We start from the raw sequence: 21,176 nt of genomic DNA, 5'->3' as shown, positions 1-21,176 counted from the left end.
GATCATCCGCACCATGCCGGACATCGCGGAGCGAATGTGCGCCCACCATCAGTTATGAGCATGGTTTATGAACAGTAACTCAACGGCGGTGGCATGGAGCCCGCCGCGAATCCACACTAGATCACTGTTAAGGTGAAATCGAGGCACCGCGCCGCGGTTGTGAGATTTTTCCAGATAAATGGCCGATGACGGCCCGGGTGATCGCTTCGGCGGCCTGCTGCTGCCATGCATCCGAGGTCAGCAACGCCATATCGTTGCGGCTGGACAGAAAGCCAAGCTCGATCAGCACCGAGGGGACATCCGGCGCCGTCAGGACCCGAAATCCCGCAGCCCTTTGCGGAACGCGGTGCATCCTCACGGCGCCGGACATCTCCGTGACAAGCCGGGCCGCGACAGCGCCGGATTGCGCCCGCGTCTCGCGCCGCGCGAGGTCCATCAGAATGTCGTTCACCTCTTCCCCGCGCTCGCCCGTCTCGGCGCCGCCGATCGCATCCGCCGCGTTTTCCTTCTGCGCAAGCCGGGCCGATTCCGCGTCGGTCGCCCGTTCGGACCCTGTGTAGACGGTGGCACCGCGGACATCCTGGGCGGCCGACAGCGAATCGGCGTGGAGCGAAACGAACAGATCGGCCCTCGCCTCGCGCGCAATGCGCACGCGTTCGGACAGGCTGAGGAACCGGTCATCGGCTCGCGTCATCATCACGCGAGCCACGCCTCGGGCCTCGATCCTTTCCTTGAGCTTGAGTGCGACGGCCAGAACCAGGCTCTTCTCCATGACGCTGCCGGAAACCGCGCCGGGGTCGATGCCGCCATGGCCCGGATCAATCACAACCAGCGGCAGCCGGTCGGACTCAGGCCGCGGCGCGATGACGAGCGGCGCAAGCGCCGCGGCGGCGCGGCTGGCTGCGCCTTCAGCAACCTGCGCCTCGAACTGGGCGGCGCCCTGCGTCTCGAATTCGATCACGAGGTCCACGACGCCATCGTTCCGCATCGTTTGCCGCACCGACGCCATCCGGGCAGGGCCGGAGAGATCGAACACGATTCGCGACCGGCCCGGCGCCACGAGCCCCGCGCGGAACCCGCGCACAAGGCCGATCTGGCGCGCCGGGCCCGAGCTGGCCTGGAAGTTCACCTCCGGCAACTCAGCGATGATCCGACGCGGCTGCGACAGCGATTCGAACGAGACAACCACGCGCGACGACAAGGTCGCGGTGAACCGTGCGGTGGTTTCGGTCGCCTCGAGCCGGGGATCCACGGCCACAACCGGCGCTGATGCCGCCTCTGCCAGCAGCTGCGCGGTCTGCGCAGCGGCGGAAAACGGCGCGGCCAGGCACGCAAGCGCGAGCAGAACCAGCGCTGCCATGCAGGCGCGCGGTGCGCATCGGGCCGGCGAGGCCGGGCGGATCAGGTCACGAGACTTGCCAATCACCATGGTCTGTCTGTATTGAAAATCAGGACGCAGCGCAGCGTCATTTGATCCCGGACCGTTTAAGCACACGTTAGGGCTGGCGATCCGGGTTCGCGACATCGATGCCGACCGTGCCCTTTCACGCCATCATCGACTGCGCTGTGAGCCTTGGTCAAACGGATCGCGAGCGACCGGGCGGATTCGGACACGGGATGTGACCGTGCCTCCGCCGCGTTGCAAGCGTGATTTACGGGCTGCCGCAGCGCGGCATGCTTCAGGTTTAGGTCGTAATGTCGAGGGCTGTGGCGCGAAGGCGTCAATTATCCCGTCTGGAGACAATGCACGCGCCGCGTGAGCGCGCGCATGCTGCTTCGACCGTCTCGTTATCCTTCCCAACATTGGCCGGCTTTGTCCGGCCTCGCCGCAGCCAGCCCCGCCGCGCCCAGCATTCTGCTGCAGTCGGTCCACGGGCGAGCGCTGCGCCGCACCCAGGTCCAATGCAATGGCAAACAAGATGCTTATCGACGCTTCGCACCCGGAGGAGACCCGGGTCGTCGTCGTCAGGGGACAGAAGGTCGAGGAATTCGATTTTGAATCCGCCTCGCGCCGCCCTCTAAGAGGCAACATCTATCTGGCGAAGGTCACCCGCGTGGAGCCCTCGCTCCAGGCGGCATTCATCGAGTACGGAGGAAACCGGCACGGCTTCCTCGCCTTCTCCGAAATCCACCCGGACTACTACCAGATCCCCGTCGCGGACCGGCAGGCGCTGCTCGCCGAGCAGGCCCGCTACGAGGAAGACGCCGAATCGGAAGAGCCGCGCGAACGCTCCGGTAGCCGCGATGGCGGGCGTGACGGCGGCCGTGGCCGTCGCCGGCGTCGCGGCGGGCGCGATGGCGGGCGCGAGAAGCGCGCGGGCGGTGATGCGACCGTATCGGCCCCTGTCGATGAGAATGGCGATTCGCGTGATGTCGAACGGCTTGATGACGACGGCGCCCCCATCGCGGCCAGCGTCGAGATGGACGCGCGCGATGCCGGCGACGACGAGGCGGAGCACGACGGGGCTGACCGCGAAGAAACCGACAATGGCGAAGCCGGGTCGCCCCGCAGCGCCGCTTCGGACGAGGACGATCGCGACGGCGAAGAGCGCGACGAGGACGAGGACGCAGACGAGGAAAACGACGAGCAGACGCGCGATGAGCGCCCTGCCCCGGAACAGGTCGGCGGCGGCGATGCGCTCGACGACATTCCCGAGCGCCCGCGTTATCAGAGCCGGCGTCAGTACAAGATCCAGGAGGTCATCAAGCGCCGCCAGATCCTGCTGGTGCAGGTTGTCAAGGAAGAGCGCGGCAACAAGGGCGCGGCGCTAACCACCTATCTTTCGCTTGCTGGCCGCTACTCGGTCCTGATGCCCAACACCGGGCGCGGCGGCGGCATCTCGCGCAAGATCACCAGCGCAGAGGATCGCAGGCGTCTCAAGGAAATCGCGGGCGAGCTCGAGGTTCCGGACGGCATGGGCATTATCCTGCGCACGGCGGGCGCGGCGCGTACCAAGCCCGAGATCAAGCGCGATTATGAATATCTGATGCGCATGTGGGAGAGCGTGCGTGAGCTGACGCTGAATTCCTCAGCGCCGGCGCTGGTCTATGAGGAAGGCTCGCTCATCAAGCGCGCCATCCGAGACCTCTACAACAAGGACATCGACGACATCCTTGTTGCGGGCGACGGCGGCTATCGTGAAGCCAAGGACTTCATGAAGATGCTGATGCCCAGCCACGCGAAGACCATCAAGGCTTATCGCGAGCCGCAGCCCCTCTTCGCCAAGTTCGGCATCGAGAGCCAGCTCGACGCTATGTTTTCGAACCAGGTCACGCTGAAGTCGGGCGGCTACATCGTCATCAACCAGACCGAGGCGCTGGTCTCGATCGACGTGAACTCGGGCCGCTCCACGCGCGAGCACAACATCGAGGACACCGCCCTCAAGACGAACCTCGAAGCCGCAGAGGAAGTCGCGCGCCAGCTGCGCCTGCGCGACCTTGCCGGCCTGATCGTGATCGACTTCATCGACATGGAGGAGAAGCGGAACAACCGCCATGTCGAAAAGAAGCTGAAGGATTGCCTCAAGAACGACCGCGCCCGCATTCAGGTCGGGCACATCTCTGCCTTCGGGCTGATGGAGATGTCACGCCAGCGCATCCGCACGGGCGTGCTTGAAAGCTCCTCGGTCAAGTGCCCGCATTGCGACGGCGCCGGTTTTGTACGCTCCACGCCCTCGGTAGCGCTGCAGATCCTGCGGGCGGTCGAGGAATCCCTGATCCGGGCCTCGACGCACAACCTCATCGTCAAGACACGGACGGAGGTGGCGCTCTACGTGCTCAACCAGAAGCGCGCGCACCTGACCGATCTTGAGGCGCAGTTCGGCGTCAGCGTCACGCTCGCCGTCGATGACCACCTGCTGGGGTCCACCTACTACACGCTGGAGCGGGGCGAGTTCGTGCAGGCAGAGCCGCGCGCGCCGATCACCGGCCTTCGTGCCGAAGCCATCGTCGCGGAGGATGAGGACGACGCCGAGATCATCGCCGAGGACGCAGAGGGCGAAGAGGCTGATTCGCCCCGCGCCGAGCCGGATTCGGCCGAGGAACGCGAACGTGCGGACAATGGCGAAGGTGGCCGGCGCCGGCGCCGGCGTCGCCGCAGGCGTGGCCGTGGCGGCGATCGCGAGTTCGGCGCCGACCGTGCCGAAGGCGGATCGTCCTCTGACGACTCCGACGATGACGAGGATGGCGACGACGAGCCGCGTCAGACGATGGACGGACCGGCCACAGAGACGGTTGCTGCAAGCCCTGACGATCTGTCGGACGAGGCAGGCCCACGCCCGCGCCGGCGTGGTCGCCGCGGTGGTCGCCGCACCCGTGAGGAAGGCGCAGCTGACGGCGGCGCTGTTGCAGCCGAGCCCGTTCATGATGATGAGCGGACGGAAGCTGTCGCTGCCACTGCTCCCGCGGCGGACGAAGCGCCTGCAGAGGTCGAGGCAACACCGGCCGGGAAGCCGAAGCGCAGTCGCGCCCGCAAGAAGGTTGTTGAGCCTGCTGCGAACGAGCCGGAGACGGCTGAGGGTGCACAGGCTGAACCTGCCGCTGCCGAGGCGGTCCTCGCCGCCGCCAATCGCGAAGCTCCGGCCGCCAGCGAGCCGGAGCCTGTGCCCGTCGTTGTCGAACCTGAGCCTGTCACGATCGTGCTGACCGAGATCGACCCCAACCGCCCCAAGCGCGGCGGCTGGTGGAGCAAGAAGTAGGCGTTGTCGTCAATGCATGACTGCGAAGGGCCGCCGGATGGGCGGCCCTTTTCATTTGCAGCCAGTTGCGTTCGGCATCGCGCCTTCCGGCTCAGGCGAGCCAGCCGCGGAGCCGCCGCAATGCCTCGATCATGTCGCCTTCGATGCCGGCAAAGGACAGGCGCACGAAGCGGTGGCCGTTGCGCGTGTCGAAGTCGAGCCCCGGCGTTATTGCGACGCCAGCTTCGCGAATCGCCCGGCGACAGAAATCCATGCTGTCATTGGTCAGAGCCGATACATCCGCATAGACATAGAAGGCCCCATCCACGGGCAGGAAATGCCCAAGGCCGATGCCGGACAGCTCGTTCATCAGGATGTCGCGGTTGCGCGCGTAACCCTCTCGCACGGCTTCCATTTCCTCCTGTCCGTCGAAGGCCGCCAATGCCGCGATCTGGCTGAGATAGGGCACCGATATGGACAGGTTCTGCTGCAGGCGCTCGATCGGCCGCACCAGCGCCTCCGGCACGACCATCCAGCCGACGCGCCAGCCGGTCATGCAGAAATACTTGGAGAAGGAGTTGATGATGATTGCGCCGTCATCGTGCCGAAGCGCCGTCTCCGCAACGGCGCCATAGGTCAGCCCGTGGTAGATCTCGTCGGATATGAAGGCGATGCCAAGACGCCGGCAGACGGAAGACAGCTCCGCGATGGCTTGCGGGCTCATCACCACGCCCGTCGGGTTGGCGGGACTCATGGCAAGCACGCCAGCAAGGGGCACCTCGGCATGGGCCGCCGCTATCTGCGCCCCGGACAAAGCATAGCGCGTCTCGGCGCCCGTCTCGATCTCAACGACGTCGAGGCCCAGAGCCTTCAGGATGTTGCGATAGGCGGGATAGCCCGGCGAGGCGATCGCGACGCGCTGGCCTGGATCGAACAGCGAAAGAAAGGCAAGCGTGAAGCCGCCCGAAGAGCCGGTCGTGACGATGACGTGGGCCGGATCGACGGACACACCGTGCCGCTCGCGATAATGCCGGGCGATGCGCTCGCGCAGCGGCCGGATGCCCAGGGCCTCGGTGTAGCCGACCCTGCCCTCGGAGAGCGCCCGGGCCGCAGCTTCCCGCGCGGTCCGGGGAGCGGGATGGCCCGGCTGCCCCACCTCCATGTGCACGATCGAGCCGCCCTCACGCTCGATCTGCGCCGCCTCCGCCATCACATCCATCACAATGAAGGGTGAAACCATGCCTGAGCGACGGGAGATGGCCAGCGGGCCCAGTGGATTGGTTTTCGGCAACTGCGTGTCCTTTCGCTTCACGGCCCGCATAGCCCGGTCGCATTCTTGCCTTCAAGCCTTTATACCGGAAGACGAGATGCCCGTTTCAAGACTGATGACCCGATGAACCGACGGATACGCCCATCGCTTCGCAAGGCTGGCTGGAACTGGCGCTGTGCGGCTGCCTCTCTGTTTGCTGGCGTGATGATGGCCCAGCCCGTCGCCGCGCAGGGCACTGGCACGCGCATCTCCATCGTGCGTGACACCGAGATCGAGCAGTTGCTGCGTGAATACGCGGCGCCGATCTTCCGCGCAGCCGGGGTCAATGCCAGCCAGACGGACATCGTCCTCATTCAGGACCGCACTTTCAACGCCTTCGTGGCCAATGGCCGCCGCATCTTCATGAATGTGGGTGTGCTCATGGATGCCGAGACGCCCAATGAGGTGATCGGCGTGATCGCTCACGAAACCGGCCACATTGCCGGCGGCCATCTGGCGCGGCTCAGGCAGGAAATCTCGAACGCCCAGATCTTTGCCGCCATTGGCATGCTGGCAGGCGCGGGTGCCGTCGTCGGCGCGGCCACAAGCGGCGACCGCGTCGGCAACGCGGGCCTGGGCGCGGCCGGCGTGTTCTCCGGCGGGGCGGAAATGGCGCGCCGCAGCCTTCTGGCGTATCAGCGCGGCGAGGAGCAGGCCGCCGACCGCGCAGCCGTACGCTTCCTCGACGCCACGGGCCAGAGCTCGCGGGGGATGCTTCGCACCTTCGAGCGCTTCGCCGAGTCTGGGATGTTCGCCTCGCGCGGCATCGACCCTTACCAGATCAGCCACCCCCTGCCCCAGGAGCGCATCGCGCAGCTGCAGACGCTGGCGAAGGCGAGCCCGCATTTCAATGCCGCAGAGCCGCCCCAGCGTTTGGCCCGCCATGCCTTGGCCCGCGCCAAGCTGTTCGGCTTCATCGATCGGGGCGACGGCATTGCGCGGCGCTACCCGCCGCATGACGTGTCATTGCCCGCGCGCTATGCCCGCGCGATCGCGGCGCATCGGGCCGGACGGCGCCAGGAAGCGCTCGCCGGCGTCGACGTGCTGCTGCGGATCGAACCCGCCAACGCCCATTTTCATGAATTGCGTGGCCAGATCCTGCTGGAAAGCGGCCAGGCGCAGGCTGGGATAGAGCCCTTGCGCCGCGCAGCGCGTGCCGCACCGACCTCGGGGCTCATTCGCGGCATGCTTGGCCATGCGCTGCTGTCGGCCGGCTCGCCAGCCTTGCTCGACGAAGCCATCCGCGAGCTTTCATACGCCGCACAACGCGAACGGGAGCTGTCCGATCCCCATCGCCACCTGGCCACCGCCTATGCGCGCAAGGGCAATGTCGGCATGGCGGAACTCTCAGCCGCCCAGGCGGCTTTCATAGAAGGCGATCTCGTCAGCGCGCAGACCCAGGCGGCCCGGGCCGCCCGCCGCCTTCCGGTCGGATCGCCGGGGCAGTTGCGCGCTGAAGACATCGTGAACTACCGGCCGCCGCGTTCGTGATAAGGACGCTTCCATAACGTAAGGCAACGATCGATTCGTTGAAGGAACTCCATGCTCCGCCAGTTTGCCCTCAGCTGTGTCGCCGCGACGGCCCTTGTCGCGTTCTCGCCCCCTGTTCTGGCCCAGCAGGCCTTCACGGCCGATCAGAGGGCAGCGATCGAGCTCATCATCAAGGATGTGCTGCTGAAGAATCCCGAGCTGATCCAGGAGGCGCTGGTCGAGCTTGAGAAGCGTCAGCAGCAGGCGCAGGTGGATGCTCAAAAGCAGGTCCTTGTGACCGAGCGCGCCGCCATCTTCGACTCACCGAAGAGCGCGGTGGCGGGCAATCCGCAGGGGGACGTCACGCTGGTGGAGTTCTTTGATTACAATTGCGGCTTCTGCAAGCGCTCGCTCACCGACCTGCAGGAACTGATCAAGATCGATCCCAAGCTCAAGGTCGTGCTGAAGGATTTCCCCGTTCTCGGCGCCGATTCGGTGGAGGCCAGCCGCGTCGCCGTAGCGACCAAGAACCAGCTCAAGGCTGACAAGTATTGGGCTTTCCACGTGGCGCTGATGGGCACGCGCGGCCGCGTCAACGGCGCGAAGGCCATTGATGTGGCCAAGGAGCACGGCGCCAATGTCGAGCAGCTCCGCCGCGACATGGATAGCGCCGAGACCCGGTCGGTCATCGAGGAGACGGTGGTTCTTGGCGACCGACTCGGCCTCACCGGCACGCCGGCCTTCGTCATTGCCGACGAGATCGTGTTTGGCGCTGTCGGCGTCGAACAGATCAAGTCGCGCATCGCTGCCGTGCGCAAATGCGGCCGCACGAATTGCGGCTGAGCGCGGGCGACGGGCCGATCAACAGCCGGCTTTGCTGATCCCCTTTCCCTCCGGGGATCGAACCGCTATGAGGACGCCGGCGCGGAGGGCATTGCCTTCACCGCGCGGGAGTTCGTCATGCTCGCTGTCCATCTGATCAACGGACCGAACCTCAACCTGCTCGGGCGGCGGGAGCCGGCCACCTATGGGGCTGCGACGCTGGCGGACATCGAAGGGCGTCTTGGCACGCTTGCCGCAGGCAAGGGCGTTGCGCTCATCTGCCATCAGTCCAACATCGAGGGCGAACTCGTCACGCTTGTCCAGCAGGCAGGACTCTCAGGCGCGGGCGTCATCATCAACGCCGGCGCCTACACCCACACCTCCATTGCGCTTCGCGACGCCATCAAGGGCTCCGATGCGGTGGCGATCGAGGTGCATCTGTCCAACGTCCACGCGCGTGAGGAATTCCGTCATCATTCCTGCATCGCGGCCGTCTGCGCCGGCGTGATCGCCGGCTTCGGGGCGCACAGCTATGAACTTGCGCTGGACGCCATCATTCCTTTGCTTCAAGCCAGAGCCCGGCAGGCAGGCTGATCCTTACTTCCGTCATGAAAGACCCTCGCATGGCAACCAAGAGCCCGTTCGACCCCGATCTGGTGCGCGACCTCGCGCAACTCATCAACGAGACCGACCTCACCGAAATCGAGGTCCAGAAAGGCGATCTGCGCATCCGCGTGGCGCGCACCATCACGGCGCATGTGCAGGCCCCGATCCATCACGCGCCAACCCCTGCGCCTGCCGCGCCTGCGCCCGTCGCCACCGCTGCGGCGCCTGCGGAGACCGGCAAGAGCGCGGCCTCACTCCATCCGGGCGCCGTCAAGTCGCCCATGGTCGGCACCGCATATCGCCGCCCCTCACCTGATGCGAAAGCCTTCGTCGAGATAGGCTCGGTGGTGAAGGAAGGCGAGAAGATCCTGCTCGTGGAAGCCATGAAGACCTTCAACGAAATCGTCGCGCCCCGCGCCGGCACGATCACGGCCATCCTGGTCGAGGACGGTCAGCCGGTCGAATATGGCGAGCCGCTCGTCGTGATCGAATAGGGCGCGCCGGGCCATGTTCGACAAGATCCTGATCGCCAACCGGGGTGAGATAGCGCTTCGTGTGCTGCGCGCCGCGAAGGAACTGGGCATCGCCACTGTCGCCGTGCACTCCACCGCCGACGCAGAGGCCATGCATGTGCGCCTCGCCGACGAGAGCGTGTGCATCGGCCCTCCGGTCGCCCGCGAATCCTATCTCAACATGCCCGCGCTGATCGCGGCCTGCGAGATCACCGGGGCGGATGCCGTGCACCCGGGCTATGGCTTTTTGTCCGAGAACGCGCGCTTCGCAGAGATGCTGGCGGCGCACAACATCACGTTCATCGGGCCCAAGGCGGAGCACATCCGCATCATGGGCGACAAGATCGAGGCCAAGCGCACGGCGCGGCGTCTTGGCATCCCGTGCGTGCCCGGCTCGGATGGCGGCGTGACCGAGGATGCGGAAGCCTTGAGGATAGCCCGCGACATCGGCTTTCCCGTCATCATCAAGGCCGCTGCCGGCGGCGGCGGTCGCGGCATGAAGGTCGCGCGCAGCGAGGATGACCTCGTGGTGGCGCTGCAGACGGCCCGGACCGAGGCGAAGGCCGCTTTCGGGGATGACGCCGTCTACATCGAGAAATATCTCGAAAGGCCCCGCCACATCGAGATCCAGATTCTGGGCGACGGCAAGGGCCACGCCATCCATCTGGGCGAGCGCGATTGCTCGCTCCAGCGCCGCCACCAGAAGGTCTGGGAGGAAGGCCCCTCGCCAGCTCTCAACGCCTCGATGCGCGCCGAAATCGGCGAGACCTGCGCGAAGGCGATGCAGGAGTTGCAATACATCGGCGCCGGCACGATCGAATTCCTCTATGAGGACGGAAACTTCTACTTCATCGAGATGAACACGCGCATCCAGGTCGAGCATCCGGTGACGGAGATGATAACTGGCATCGATCTGGTCAACGAGCAGATCAGGATCGCGGCCGGCGCGGAGCTGTCGATCAAGCAGAGCGACATCGTTCTCGAAGGCCACGCCATCGAATGTCGCGTCAATGCCGAACACCCGGCGACGTTCCGGCCCTCGCCCGGGCGCATCCAGTCCTTCCATACGCCGGGGGGGCTGGGCGTCCGCGTCGATTCGGCTGTCTATCAGGGGTATACGATCCCGCCCCATTACGACTCGCTGGTGGGCAAGCTCATCGTGCATGGCCGCACCCGCAACGAGTGCCTCATGCGGCTGCGTCGCTCACTCGACGAGTTCGTTGTCGACGGCATCGACACCACGCTGCCGCTGTTCCGCACGCTGGTGCGTAACCAGGACATCCAGAACGGGCTCTACGACATCCACTGGCTCGAGAAGTTCCTGGCCGCTGGCGGCATGGAGCCGTAAGCGCCAGGGCGCATACAGGCCCAGGGCCGCTGACTGCGGGCCATTCGGCTCAAGGGCTGATGACCGCGCCGTCCTCTTCCAGCACGATGGTCATGCCGTCATGGGCGACATGGACGCCCTCGGGCACGGTGGACGCGAGAGTCGCATAGTCGAGATCGGTGTGGAGGTTGGTGAGCACCGCCTGACGCGGCTGCATCCGTTTGATCCAATCCAGCGCGTCCGACAGCGAGAAATGCGACGGATGCGGCCTGTGGCGAAGCGCATCGATGATCCAGACATCGAGCCCGGCCAGATGCGCGAGCGCCGCGTCAGGGATGCCGCTGACATCGGGCATGTAGACAAGCTTGCCAACCTTGATGGCAAGCGCCGCAATGTCGCCATGGGCGACCGCGATGGGCATGACCTCGACAGGTCCGCCATTCCCCTCCACCTTGAAGGGCCGCCCCGCCTCGATCTCGCGGCGCTGTGCGATGGGAGGATAGGAACTGCCTGGAAGGCTCTCGAAAATGTAGCGGAAGCGCTGGAGCATCACAGCGCTGGTGACGGCATCCATATGAACTTCCACCGTACGCCGCATGTGCAGCACCACGGGGCGAAGATCATCGATGCCGTGGCAATGATCGGCGTGCTCATGGGTCAGCACGACGCCATCAAGCGTTGTCACACCCACGCCGATCAACTGCTCACGCAGGTCCGGGCCGGCGTCGACGAGCACCGTTGTCGTACCCTTGCGCCCGCGCCTCTCGATCAGGATAGCGCAGCGCCGGCGGCGGTTGCGCGGCTCGGCTGGATCGCACTCGCCCCAGCCGGAGGCCGGCCGCGGCACCCCGCCAGACGAGCCGCAGCCGAGGATCGTGACCGTCAGCGTCATGCCGCCGCCGTGTCGCGCGCAAAAGCGGCCATGCGGGGGAAGATGCGCTCGGCATTGGCGCTTGTTGCGCTCGCGAGTTCAGTCGCACCGATTTCCCTGACGCGCGCCAGCACCTCTGCGGTCCGGACCATAAAGGCGGGCTCATTGCGCTTGCCGCGGTAGGGCTCCGGCGCAAGATAGGGCGCGTCGGTTTCGACCAGCAGGCGGTCAAGCGGCGTGGCGGCCGCGATCTCGCGCAGTTCAGCGGAGCGCTTGAAGGTGATGATGCCGGAGAACGACAGGTAGAAGCCGAGCTCCACGCCCGTGCGCGCCAGCTCCGCCCCAGACGAAAAACAATGCAGGATCGCGCCGAACGGACCCTGCGCATGTTCCTCGCGCAGGATGCCGATCATCTCGCTGTCGGCGTCGCGAGCATGGATCACGAGCGGCAACCCCGTGCCCCGCGCCGCAGCGATGTGACGCCGGAAAACCTGACGCTGGATGTCGCGAGGGCTCTTGTCATAATGAAAATCGAGGCCGGCTTCGCCAATCGCCACGCATTTGGGATGTTGCGACAAGGCCATGATCGCCTCGGCTGTCTCGTCGGGCTCGTCGGCGGCATTGTGCGGATGCGTGCCCACCGTGAAGAACACGTTGGGAAAGCGATCCGCCAGCGCCATGTAGCCTGCCCTGCGCGCCAGATGCGTCGAGATCGTCACGATGCGGCCAACGCCCGCCGCGCGCGCGCGCGCCACCACCGCATCGACATCGGATAGAAGGTCAGGGAAATCGAGATGGCAATGCGTGTCGATCAGCATCAGCCCGCTTCGCCCCCGCCCAATGCCTCGACATAACGCGGGAAAATCCCGACCGGAGCCGGAAGTCCGACGCCGGGCACAAGCCGGTGCCCGGGGCCAAGCCGGCTGAAGTCGCGCGCGTCCGCTTCGACAGCCAGCAGGTCAAGCAGTTTGCCGGCCGCAGTCGGGATCGCCGGCTGCACGAGAATCGCGGTCTGCCGCAGAAGCTCGGCTGTGACGTAGAGCACCGTCTCCATCCGCGCTGGATCGGTCTTGCGCAGGACCCAGGGAGCCTGCGCCGCGAAATAGCGATTGGCCTCCGCAACCACCGCCCACACCTCGTTCAGAACCTGGTGGATCGCGAAATCCTCCATTGCCTTGCGGGCCTTGCCCAGAAGCGAGTCGACCTGCGCGAGCATGGCTTCATCTTCGGGAGTGAAGACGCCCGGCATGGGCACGCGCGCCTCGCAGTTCTTGTTGATCATCGACAGCGAGCGCTGCGCCAGGTTGCCAAAGTCATTGGCGAGGTCGGCATTGATGCGGTTCACGATGAGCTCGTGCGAATAGGCGCCGTCCTGCCCGAATGGCACCTCGCGCAGGAAGAAGTAGCGCAACTGGTCGACGCCGTAAGCCTCGGCCAGATTGAACGGGTCCAGCACATTGCCCACGGATTTGGACATCTTCTCTCCCTTGTTGAGGAGAAATCCATGTCCGAACACGCGGCGTGGAAGCGGCAGCCCGGCCGACATCAGGAAAGCGGGCCAGTAAACCGCATGGAAGCGCGTGATGTCCTTGCCGATGATGTGCACATCGGCCGGCCAGTAGCGCGCCCTCGGATTGTTCTCATCGGGAAAGCCCGTGCCGGTCAGATAGTTGTTGAGCGCGTCGATCCAGACATACATCACATGGCCGGCAGCGCCCGGCACAGGCAGGCCCCAGTCGAAGGTTGTTCGGCTGATGGACAGGTCGGTGAGCCCTGCCTTGACGAAGCTGACGATCTCGTTGCGGCGCGTGTCGGGCGAGATGAAGTTCGGCTGCTCCTCATAGAGCGCCAGAAGCCTGTCCTGATAGGCCGAGAGCCGGAAGAAGTAGCTTTCCTCTTCCACCCATTCGACCGGGGTGCCCTGCCCGCCAAGGCGCGTGCCGTCGGCCAGCAGCGAGGTTTCCTTCTCGTCATAGAAGGCTTCGTCGCGCACCGAATACCAGCCCGAATATCCGCCGAGATAGATGTCGCCCCTCGCCTCCATGCGCTGCCAAAGCGCCTGGGTGGAGGTCAGGTGGTCATCATCGGTGGTGCGGATGAAGCGGTCGAAAGACAGGTTCAGTGCCGGGCCCATGGCCTTGAACATGGCCGCAAGCCCGTCTGCGCAGGCCTTGGGCGAAACTCCCTGCGCCTGTGCCGTGCGCAGCATCTTCTGGCCATGCTCGTCGGTCCCGGTCATCGCAAAGACATCGAAGCCGTCGAGCCGCTTGAACCGGGCAATCGCATCCGCCGCCACGACCTCATAGGCATGACCGATATGCGGCGGGCCGTTAGGATAGGCGATCGCGGTCGTCAGGTAGAATTTCGGGCGATCGTGCGGGTCGGCGAAGCTCATGGGACGCGGGTTCCGAAGGTGGCGACCCCGCGGTCAGGCCGCCCGCAAGCGCGACACGGCGTCCGCAAGATCATGAAAGATCGACAAGACGAGCGCCCGGCGGTCGAGATTGAACGCTTCTGTCTCTCGCACGGAACGGCTCGTCTTCTCCCATACCTCCGCCAAGGGCGCAAGGCGATGCGCTCCTGCGGCAATGTTGCCGTGCATGTGCTGGCTGACCCAATCCTCCAGCGTTTCCATAAAAATCGCCGATTCAGCCTCCCCGCGCTTGCCGGCGATCTGGTTGGCGATCTTCATCACGCCGTCGAGCGCAAAGCGCGGCAGCTTGTCCAGTTCGGCCCTCGTGGCGAGGATCAGCGCGGCAGTGTCCGGATCAAGCCGCAGCAACGCCCGGCGCACGGCCCCATCGGACAGGCTGGCCGCCTGCTTCATCGCGGCAGCGTCCGCGCTCGGCTCGATGAGCCGCAGCGCATCCAGAACCTCGCCCTCGGCAAGTGGCCTCAGCATCAGCTTGCGGCATCGCGAGCGGATGGTGGGCAGAACGCGGCCCGGCTGGTGCGCTACGATGAGAAAGATAGCCCGCGGCGGCGGCTCCTCGATCACCTTGAGCAGCGCATTGCCGCTCGAGCTGTTGAGGTCATCGGCGCTGTCCACGATGCACACGCGCCACCCGCCCTGCCCGGCGGTGGATGCGAACATGTCGAGCGCCCGGCGCGCGTGGTCGACCGTGATCTGGGTTGAGATAGTGCCGGTTCTGGGCTGGAGCTGCCGCCGCAGCACGACGAGATCGGGATGCGCCAGTTGCGCCACCAGCCGGGATGCTGGCGCGGCCTCGTCCACAAACGGCATCCCGTCGGCTCCGGCAGCACCGCAATGCACTCCAAGAAGATGCTTGGCCATGCGATAGGCGAAGGTCGCCTTGCCGATCCCTTCAGGCCCGCCGATCAACCAGGCGTGGTGCAGCCGGCCGCCTTTCAGGCCGTCGAGCATGGCGGCCTGTGCGCCCTGATGTCCGAACAGGGCGCTGGCTTCGCGCGGATGGGGAAACCCTTCCAACCTGTCCGGCTCGTCCTGCTGCGCGGTGCTCATGCCGTGCCCCCCTGTGCTGTAGGGCCAGCGGCGGCAGGCTGGCTGAGAAGCCGGCCTTGAATTGCCGACCAGGCGAGTTCCTGCACGTCCTCGGGCGAGGCGTCCGCATCGATGACGATGCAGCGATCCGGCTCGCGCTCGGCAATGTCGAGATAGGCCTTTCGCAAGCGTTCGTGGAACCCGCGTCCCTCCTTCTCGAAGCGGTCGGCGGCGCCAGCGCCACGCCGCGCTGCCGCCCGGGCGAGCCCCACCGCCACGGGCACGTCGAGAACCAGCGTCAGGTCGGCCTTGAAGCCGCCCAGAGCGCTGCGCTCCAGCCCCGCCAGCAAGGCTGGGTCCAGGCGGCCCAACGTGCCCTGGTAGGCTCGGGTCGAGTCCGCGAACCGGTCACTGATCACCCATTGGCCGCGCTTGAGCGCCGGCTGGATGGTGTGGTCGAGGTGGTCGATGCGCGCGGCATAGAACATCAGCGCCTCGGCAAAGGGACCGAACGGCGCTATGTCGCCGGCGAGGAGAGCCTCGCGGATCAGCTCCGCCTTCGGCGATCCGCCAGGCTCCCGCGTCACAACGCAGTCGATGCCGCGCGCCAGCAGCCGCGCCTGCAACGCGCGGGCAAGGGTGGACTTGCCTGCGCCCTCCCCGCCTTCGAGCGTGATGAAGCGCGCCCGTGGAAGCGGCGCGAAGCTCGCGGGGTCGCGCGTATCGGCAGCCAGGGTCACGGCGAGGATCGCGTGAACACGCGGCGGATCCAGCCGGTCGAGACTTCGAAGGCGGCATCCGTGGCGCGCTGGGTCAAAGAGCCAGCCGCCACATCCTCGGCGGCGTAAAGCGGCAGATCGAGCGCGCGGGTTTCGCCACGCTCGATCCTGAGGCGGCCGATCTCGGCGCCCCTGGCGACAGGCGCGCGCACTGGCCCGCGATAAATGATGCTGCCGCGCACCCTGTCGCTGCTGCCCCGGGGGAGCAGCAGCTTGACGGGACCTTTGGCGGTGACGGCGACGCTTGCCTTCGCGCCGCCGAACAACGCCACCTCGCCTACGATCTCGCCGGCCGCGAAGATCTCGCGTGCCTCGAAGGTGCGGAAGCCCCATTCGAGCAGCTTGCGCGCCTCCTGCGCGCGGTCACGCGCGGTCTTGAGCCCGTTGACGACGACGATCAGGCGCTGGCCGTTCTGGACCGCAGATCCGACCAGGCCAAAGCCGGATTCCTCAATGTTGCCTGTCTTCAGCCCGTCAGCCCCGATGTCCATGGTAAGGAGAGGATTGCGGTTCTGCTGCCGCACGCGGTTCCAGGTGAACTCGCGCTGGCTGAACAGTCGATAGTGCTGCGGGTAGGTGGTGATGATGTGGTCCGCCAGCACCGCCATCTCGCGTGCCGTCACGCGCTGTTCCGGGTGGGCAAAGCCCATGGTGTTGCGGAAGGTGGAGCGCGAAAGGCCGATCTTGCGGGCGCGCTCGTTCATCAGCTTCACGAAGTTGTCTTCGCTGCCGGCGATGCCTTCGGCCAGCGCAATCGCCGCGTCATTGCCCGATTGAACCAGGAGCCCGGACAGCAGGTCGCTCACCTTGATGCGGCTGTTCGGCAGCGCGAACATGGTCGAGCCGCCTGAGACGGCGCCCCCGCGCCGCCAGGCGTTCTCGGACACCACCATCTCGTCCTCGAGCCTCAGGCGCCCCTGCTCCAGTTCCTCGAACACGACAAGCGCCGTCATCAGCTTCACCATGCTGGCCGGGGCCATCAACTGGTCGGCATTGCGCTCGAACAAGGTGCTGTGGCTGTCCGCATCGAAAAGCAGGGCCTGCGGCGCGAGGGTCTGGAAGCTCTGGCTGCGGACGGGGCTTGCAAGGCCAAACGACAGCACCAACGCCAGCATGAACGAGAAGGCCGGCAGCGCATGCCGCCGGCCGGCAATCCGGTCACGGGGCAACGATGGCCACAAGCGGCGCAGACGCGAGTTGTTGCAGATCATGCCCCGTTCTGCGCTGGCCGCCCGCCGAAATCAACCGGCGCGGATGCGACTCAGCGCAACGCGACGAAACGCTGGGGCTTCAGGTCACGCACGAGCGGATGGCGCGGATCGAAGCGCTGCGCCACCGGTTCGGGCTTCGCGAAATACAGGCTCGCGACCATCGGCCTTGCGGCGGCGATGCGGGACGCGCCGGGAGCAGCGCCGGCAAAGGTGATCGGCGTGCCTGCGCCCGGCACCGTCAGCAGATCATAGGGGCGTACGGGCGGACGCGGCGCATCCGACATGACGCGCGCGGATTGGACAGGGGCTTCGGACTGCAAGACGGCAGGCTCCGCCACGGCGCGCTGGGCAGGCGCCTGCGCCACCGCCACGGTCTCATTGACAGGCCGCTCGACCACTCCGGTCGCAGGCATGAGGCGCGGCGAGGTCAGCGGCGGCGCATTGGCGATCATCGTGCCGGGCTGGCTCAGACCGGGCACGCCGGCCGGCGAGCCGTCCGTGGTGAGCGAGGCGACCAGCGTTCGGTCATCACTGCCCCGCAGGGAGGCGCGCCCGACATACTCGACCCTCACCCGGGCTGTGCCGAGATGGCGGAAATCGAGAAGCTCGGCCGTCTTCTGGGACAGATCAATGACCCGGCCGCCATGGTAGGGCCCTCGATCATTCACACGCACGATGATGGAGCGGCGATTGCCCAGGTTGGTGACACGCGCATAGCTCGGCAGAGGCATGGTCGGATGCGCGGCGGAAACGCCGTGACGATCATAGATTTCTCCATTCGCGGTCTTCCGGCCGTGGAAGGCCGGCCCATACCAGGAGGCATTGCCAGTGATCACGTATCCCACCGGCTTCACGTATGGCGTGTAGCGCTTGCCGGCGATGGTGTAGGATCGCCCGACATGGTCACGGCCGCCGCCCTTCGGCACCTCCTGACCATCGGCCACGACGCGGGGGCTGGCGGGCCCGAATTTGCGTTGGGAGAAAAAGCCGATCTCACGGCTTTCCTGCGAGGACAGCCGCCCCCCCTGCGGAGTCTGCGAGCAATTCGCCATCAGCACCGCAAGCCCTGCTACGCCCGTGACGCGCAGAATGGCCTGACCTTGCGCCGACACCACACAGATCGCAGCGCCCAGGCGCGGCGAGACGGAAAGGCTTGAGCTCAGCATCCGCATGGAGGCCCTTCTGGTATGATCCGCAACCCATGCCGTGACAGCATTGATCAGAGAATTTCGCCGGGTTCCGTGAAAGGACCGTTAAGCGAAGTTTCCGCCGCCGGCAAGATCGACGGCTGCGGCCTCTCGGCGATCGTGCAGGAACCGCTCAATTGCGGCGCGATTGTGGTGCTGCGCCTCATCGAAGCCAAGCACAAGGGCGCGGCGGCCCGGCTCAGTTGCCGATGCGGGCCAGCCCAGTGTCCCCGTTATCCTGATTCCAGCGCAGCTTGTCGCCGCCCAGATGGATCAACTGGAAGCACATCCGCTTGCCGTCGTACCAGTTCTGCCATTGCTGGCACAGGCGATTGCCGCTCACCCACCAGCGGCCAGAGTCGGTCGGCCGAGCGAGGCGCCCCAGACCGACAGCCGTCCCGGAGCCATCGACACGCCCGTCCTGGCGATAAAACAGCGGAAACTCGCCGCCCAGCGGCACGGCGAGATAGATGCGCTTGCCCGCGATCTTGTCACGGATGTCATCGGCCGCCAGTTCCCGCGCCCCGGCGGCGCCGGCGCCCAGCAGCGCCAGCATCAGCGCGGACGCGGCCATGCCGGTCGCGCGGCGAATGCCGGAGCCAGAGAACGCGCCGCGCCCGGCGGCAGGGCTTGTCTTCGTCATCATGCATGTCTCCTCAAGGATCGCGCGCAACGGGGCTCACGCAGGACTGAGCCCGTGCGAGAATTTACGTAGGGTCTGGTCCCACGGATGCTGCTTCATTAGGTCGCACGCGGGCGTGCAGGGCGATGATGCTTGCCCATCGCCACGCAATCGGGCATTGCACAGCGCGCTGGAAGGGTGGCCGAGTGGTTTAAGGCAGCGGTCTTGAAAACCGCCGTGGGGGCAACTCCACCGTGGGTTCGAATCCCACCCCTTCCGCCAGTTTGCATGGATTTCATTGTGTCATTTTAGCTTTGTTCAACTAACCCGCCACAGGATCCGTGATCCAAAAATTGGTGGCGGATCCCATGAAAAAGGCGGGCAATGCCCGCCTTTTGTTCGATATCAGGCGATGATCAGTTCACACCGACGGATTAACGGGCGACTGTAGCATGTCCACCTCTGGACACCGCGCCGGCGGTCGATGCGGCGGCGACAGCCGCCATGAGCTTTGCTGAAGAGAACGCCCGAAAGCGGCGATGTTTCGGCCCTGGCCTTTGCGGAGTCCTGCTCTGGCGGCCTCGACGCCGTCAGGTGTAAGCGGTTAGCTGAGGGCGTTTGACCTGAAGTTCCAGGGCATGAGGGCGTCGATTTTGGATGCGGGCCATCCTTGGGCGATATGCGCGAGGGTTTGCGACAGCCAGTCGAGAGGATCGACATTGTTCATCCTGGCGGTTTGCAGAAGCGTTCCCAGTGTAGCCCAGGTCCTGCCACCGCCTTCACTTCCGGCAAAGAGGCTGTTCTTTCGCGTAATGGTTTGGGGCCTGATGGCCCGTTCGACGATGTTGGAGTCGATTTCAATGCGACCGTCGGAGAGGAACCGTTCGAGTGCTTCACGGCGGGCGAGCGCATAGCGGATTGCTTCCGCCGTCTTGGACTTGCCGGAGACCTTGCCGAGCTCCCGTTCCCAAAGATCGAAGAGGCGCGCGACGACAGGCGCAGACTTTTCCTGCCGGAGCTTCGCGCGGGTGTCTGCATTCCGGCCGCGCACGTCATCTTCGACCCTCCACAGCTCGGTCATGGCCATGACGCTGTCCGTGGCAGCCTGCGAGACGCCGCTGATGTGCAGATCGTAGAACCTGCGCCTGAGATGCGCCCAGCATCCGGCAAGCCTCATCGTTTCTGTGCTGCCGGTTTTGGCCTGGCTTTTGGCGTGGCTCTTGGCCTGGCTCTTGGCCTGGCTCTTGGCCTGGCTCTTGGCCTGGCTCTTGGCAAGGCTGCTATAGGCCACGTATCCATCGACCTGCAGGATGCCGTTGTACCCGGACAGATGACGGGCCACACATTCAGCGCCTCTGCCGTCTTCGAAGCGATAGGCCACCATTGGCGGACTGGTGCCGCCATAGGGGCGATCATCGCGCGCGTAGGCCCATAACCAGGCCTTGGTTGCTTTCCCCGATCCGGGAGCCAGAGTGGGCAAGCTCGTTTCGTCGGCAAAGATCCGCTCACCCTCCTTGATCTTTTCGAGGATGTAATCGGCCAGTATCTGCAGTTCAAACCCAAGATGGCCCATCCATTGGGCCATCAGGGATCGGCTGATCTCGACCCCGTCGCGCAGGTAGATCGCCTCCTGACGGTAAAGCGGAAGACCGTCGGCATATTTGGAGACCGCGATAAAGGCGAGCAGCCGTTCCGTTGGCAATCCGGCTTCGATGATGTGTGCCGGTGCGAGCGCCTGGATCACGCCGTCATGGCCACGGAAGGCATATTTGGGACGGCGCGTCACGATGACCCTGAACTTCGGCGGAATGACATCGAGCCGTTCGGAACGGTCTTCGCTGATCAGCACCTTCTCCAGGCCCTCATATCCAGCGGGGAGTTCCGGCTCGATGACCTCCTCGATGCGCTCAAGATGCGCAGCAAAGCCTTTGCGCGGGCGTGGAGCGCGTTTCGGCTTGTCCCTGGCGCCCCGGTCGAGTTCGCTCTGGACGCTCGAAAGGCCGGTCTCCACCTCCTCGAAGGCAAAGGCAATCTGCTCGTCGTCGAGGACCCCAGGACCACCGGCGCGGAGCCGTTCAGAGCGCTTGCCATGTTGCGCGCGCTGCAAGACCTTCATGATCAGCGTCAGGTTGGCAATCCGCTCGTTGGCGCTCTGTTCGATCGCCTCCAGCCGGGCGATTTCAGCCTCCGCGGCTCTTAATCGAACATCCCCTTGCGCCTGCGCACGCGCCAGGGCGAGCACCATCGCCTTGAGCGCATCCACGTCGTCCGGCAAGGTGTTCAGGGGTAAATCCATGGGTGCAAATAGAGCACAAAACCGC

Annotated in this window: 17 protein-coding genes and 1 tRNA gene; 7 read left to right on the top strand and 11 right to left on the bottom strand. The window is 65.6% G+C overall.

Translation table 11 applies throughout. The features are described from left to right. Positions 1–127 precede the first annotated feature (127 nt). Entirely contained in the window at positions 128–1,360 is a 1,233-nt protein-coding gene (locus HEQ16_11400; GenBank protein ID MCO4054632.1) for an N-acetylmuramoyl-L-alanine amidase, read from the bottom strand. A gap of 547 nt (positions 1,361–1,907) precedes the next feature. Between HEQ16_11400 and HEQ16_11395 the strand changes: the two genes are divergently transcribed. Continuing rightward, complete coding sequence (locus HEQ16_11395; GenBank protein MCO4054631.1) at positions 1,908–4,697, top strand: ribonuclease E/G; 2,790 nt, start codon at positions 1,908–1,910, stop codon at positions 4,695–4,697. Positions 4,698–4,788: 91 nt separating this feature from the next. Here HEQ16_11395 and HEQ16_11390 read toward each other — a convergent pair whose 3' ends face one another. Next, complete coding sequence (locus tag HEQ16_11390; GenBank protein ID MCO4054630.1) at positions 4,789–5,997, bottom strand: aminotransferase class I/II-fold pyridoxal phosphate-dependent enzyme; 1,209 nt, start codon at positions 5,995–5,997, stop codon at positions 4,789–4,791. A gap of 153 nt (positions 5,998–6,150) precedes the next feature. On the opposite strand from HEQ16_11390, the gene HEQ16_11385 reads away from it, so the two are divergent. From HEQ16_11385 to accC, 5 genes are all read left to right on the top strand, one after another. Further along, positions 6,151–7,476, top strand: a complete 1,326-nt coding sequence (locus HEQ16_11385) for a M48 family metallopeptidase (GenBank protein MCO4054629.1) — start codon at positions 6,151–6,153, stop codon at positions 7,474–7,476. A 51-nt stretch (positions 7,477–7,527) separates the two neighbouring features. Next, complete coding sequence (locus tag HEQ16_11380) at positions 7,528–8,298, top strand: DsbA family protein (protein MCO4054628.1); 771 nt, start codon at positions 7,528–7,530, stop codon at positions 8,296–8,298. Between the two features lie 117 nt (positions 8,299–8,415). Then, a complete protein-coding gene (gene aroQ, locus HEQ16_11375; protein MCO4054627.1) occupies positions 8,416–8,871 on the top strand; it encodes a type II 3-dehydroquinate dehydratase in 456 nt (151 codons plus the stop codon). 29 nt (positions 8,872–8,900) lie between these two features. Then, entirely contained in the window at positions 8,901–9,377 is a 477-nt protein-coding gene (gene accB, locus HEQ16_11370) for an acetyl-CoA carboxylase biotin carboxyl carrier protein (protein MCO4054626.1), read from the top strand. 13 nt (positions 9,378–9,390) lie between these two features. After that, complete coding sequence (gene accC, locus HEQ16_11365) at positions 9,391–10,743, top strand: acetyl-CoA carboxylase biotin carboxylase subunit (protein MCO4054625.1); 1,353 nt, start codon at positions 9,391–9,393, stop codon at positions 10,741–10,743. Positions 10,744–10,792: 49 nt separating this feature from the next. Here the strand turns inward: accC and HEQ16_11360 are convergent, their stop codons facing one another. From HEQ16_11360 to HEQ16_11325, 8 genes are all read right to left on the bottom strand, one after another. Beyond that, positions 10,793–11,614 carry an MBL fold metallo-hydrolase gene (locus HEQ16_11360; GenBank protein ID MCO4054624.1) on the bottom strand — a complete coding sequence of 274 codons (822 nt, stop codon included), beginning with the start codon at positions 11,612–11,614 and terminating at the stop codon, positions 10,793–10,795. Continuing rightward, a complete protein-coding gene (locus HEQ16_11355) occupies positions 11,611–12,411 on the bottom strand; it encodes a TatD family hydrolase (GenBank protein ID MCO4054623.1) in 801 nt (266 codons plus the stop codon). The genes HEQ16_11360 and HEQ16_11355 overlap by 4 nt, the downstream gene beginning before the upstream one ends. Then, a complete protein-coding gene (locus tag HEQ16_11350) occupies positions 12,411–13,988 on the bottom strand; it encodes a methionine--tRNA ligase (protein MCO4054622.1) in 1,578 nt (525 codons plus the stop codon). The genes HEQ16_11355 and HEQ16_11350 overlap by 1 nt, the downstream gene beginning before the upstream one ends. A 33-nt stretch (positions 13,989–14,021) precedes the next feature. After that, on the bottom strand, positions 14,022–15,077 hold the full coding sequence (locus tag HEQ16_11345) for a DNA polymerase III subunit delta' (protein ID MCO4054621.1): 1,056 nt from the start codon (positions 15,075–15,077) through the stop codon (positions 14,022–14,024). Then, a complete protein-coding gene (locus tag HEQ16_11340; GenBank protein ID MCO4054620.1) occupies positions 15,074–15,790 on the bottom strand; it encodes a dTMP kinase in 717 nt (238 codons plus the stop codon). Before HEQ16_11340 ends, HEQ16_11345 begins: the two co-directional genes overlap by 4 nt. A 2-nt stretch (positions 15,791–15,792) precedes the next feature. Next, the gene (locus tag HEQ16_11335; GenBank protein MCO4054619.1) at positions 15,793–16,950 is read right to left on the bottom strand and encodes a D-alanyl-D-alanine carboxypeptidase; all 1,158 of its coding nucleotides are present in this window, start codon (positions 16,948–16,950) and stop codon (positions 15,793–15,795) included. A 146-nt stretch (positions 16,951–17,096) separates the two neighbouring features. Then, on the bottom strand, positions 17,097–18,098 hold the full coding sequence (locus tag HEQ16_11330; GenBank protein MCO4054618.1) for a septal ring lytic transglycosylase RlpA family protein: 1,002 nt from the start codon (positions 18,096–18,098) through the stop codon (positions 17,097–17,099). Between the two features lie 334 nt (positions 18,099–18,432). Next, entirely contained in the window at positions 18,433–18,807 is a 375-nt protein-coding gene (locus HEQ16_11325; GenBank protein MCO4054617.1) for a hypothetical protein, read from the bottom strand. Positions 18,808–19,047: 240 nt separating this feature from the next. Between HEQ16_11325 and HEQ16_11320 the strand changes: the two genes are divergently transcribed. Beyond that, positions 19,048–19,137 (top strand) — tRNA-Ser (locus HEQ16_11320). A gap of 322 nt (positions 19,138–19,459) precedes the next feature. Here HEQ16_11320 and HEQ16_11315 read toward each other — a convergent pair. Further along, complete coding sequence (locus HEQ16_11315; protein ID MCO4054616.1) at positions 19,460–21,151, bottom strand: IS66 family transposase; 1,692 nt, start codon at positions 21,149–21,151, stop codon at positions 19,460–19,462. Between the last annotated feature and the right edge of the window lie 25 nt (positions 21,152–21,176).

The sequence above is a fragment of the Bosea sp. (in: a-proteobacteria) genome (assembly GCA_023910605.1).
GTDB lineage: Bacteria > Pseudomonadota > Alphaproteobacteria > Rhizobiales > Beijerinckiaceae > Allobosea.
Note: the sequence above shows the minus strand (reverse complement) of the source record. Positions and strands in the feature narration are given on the sequence as shown.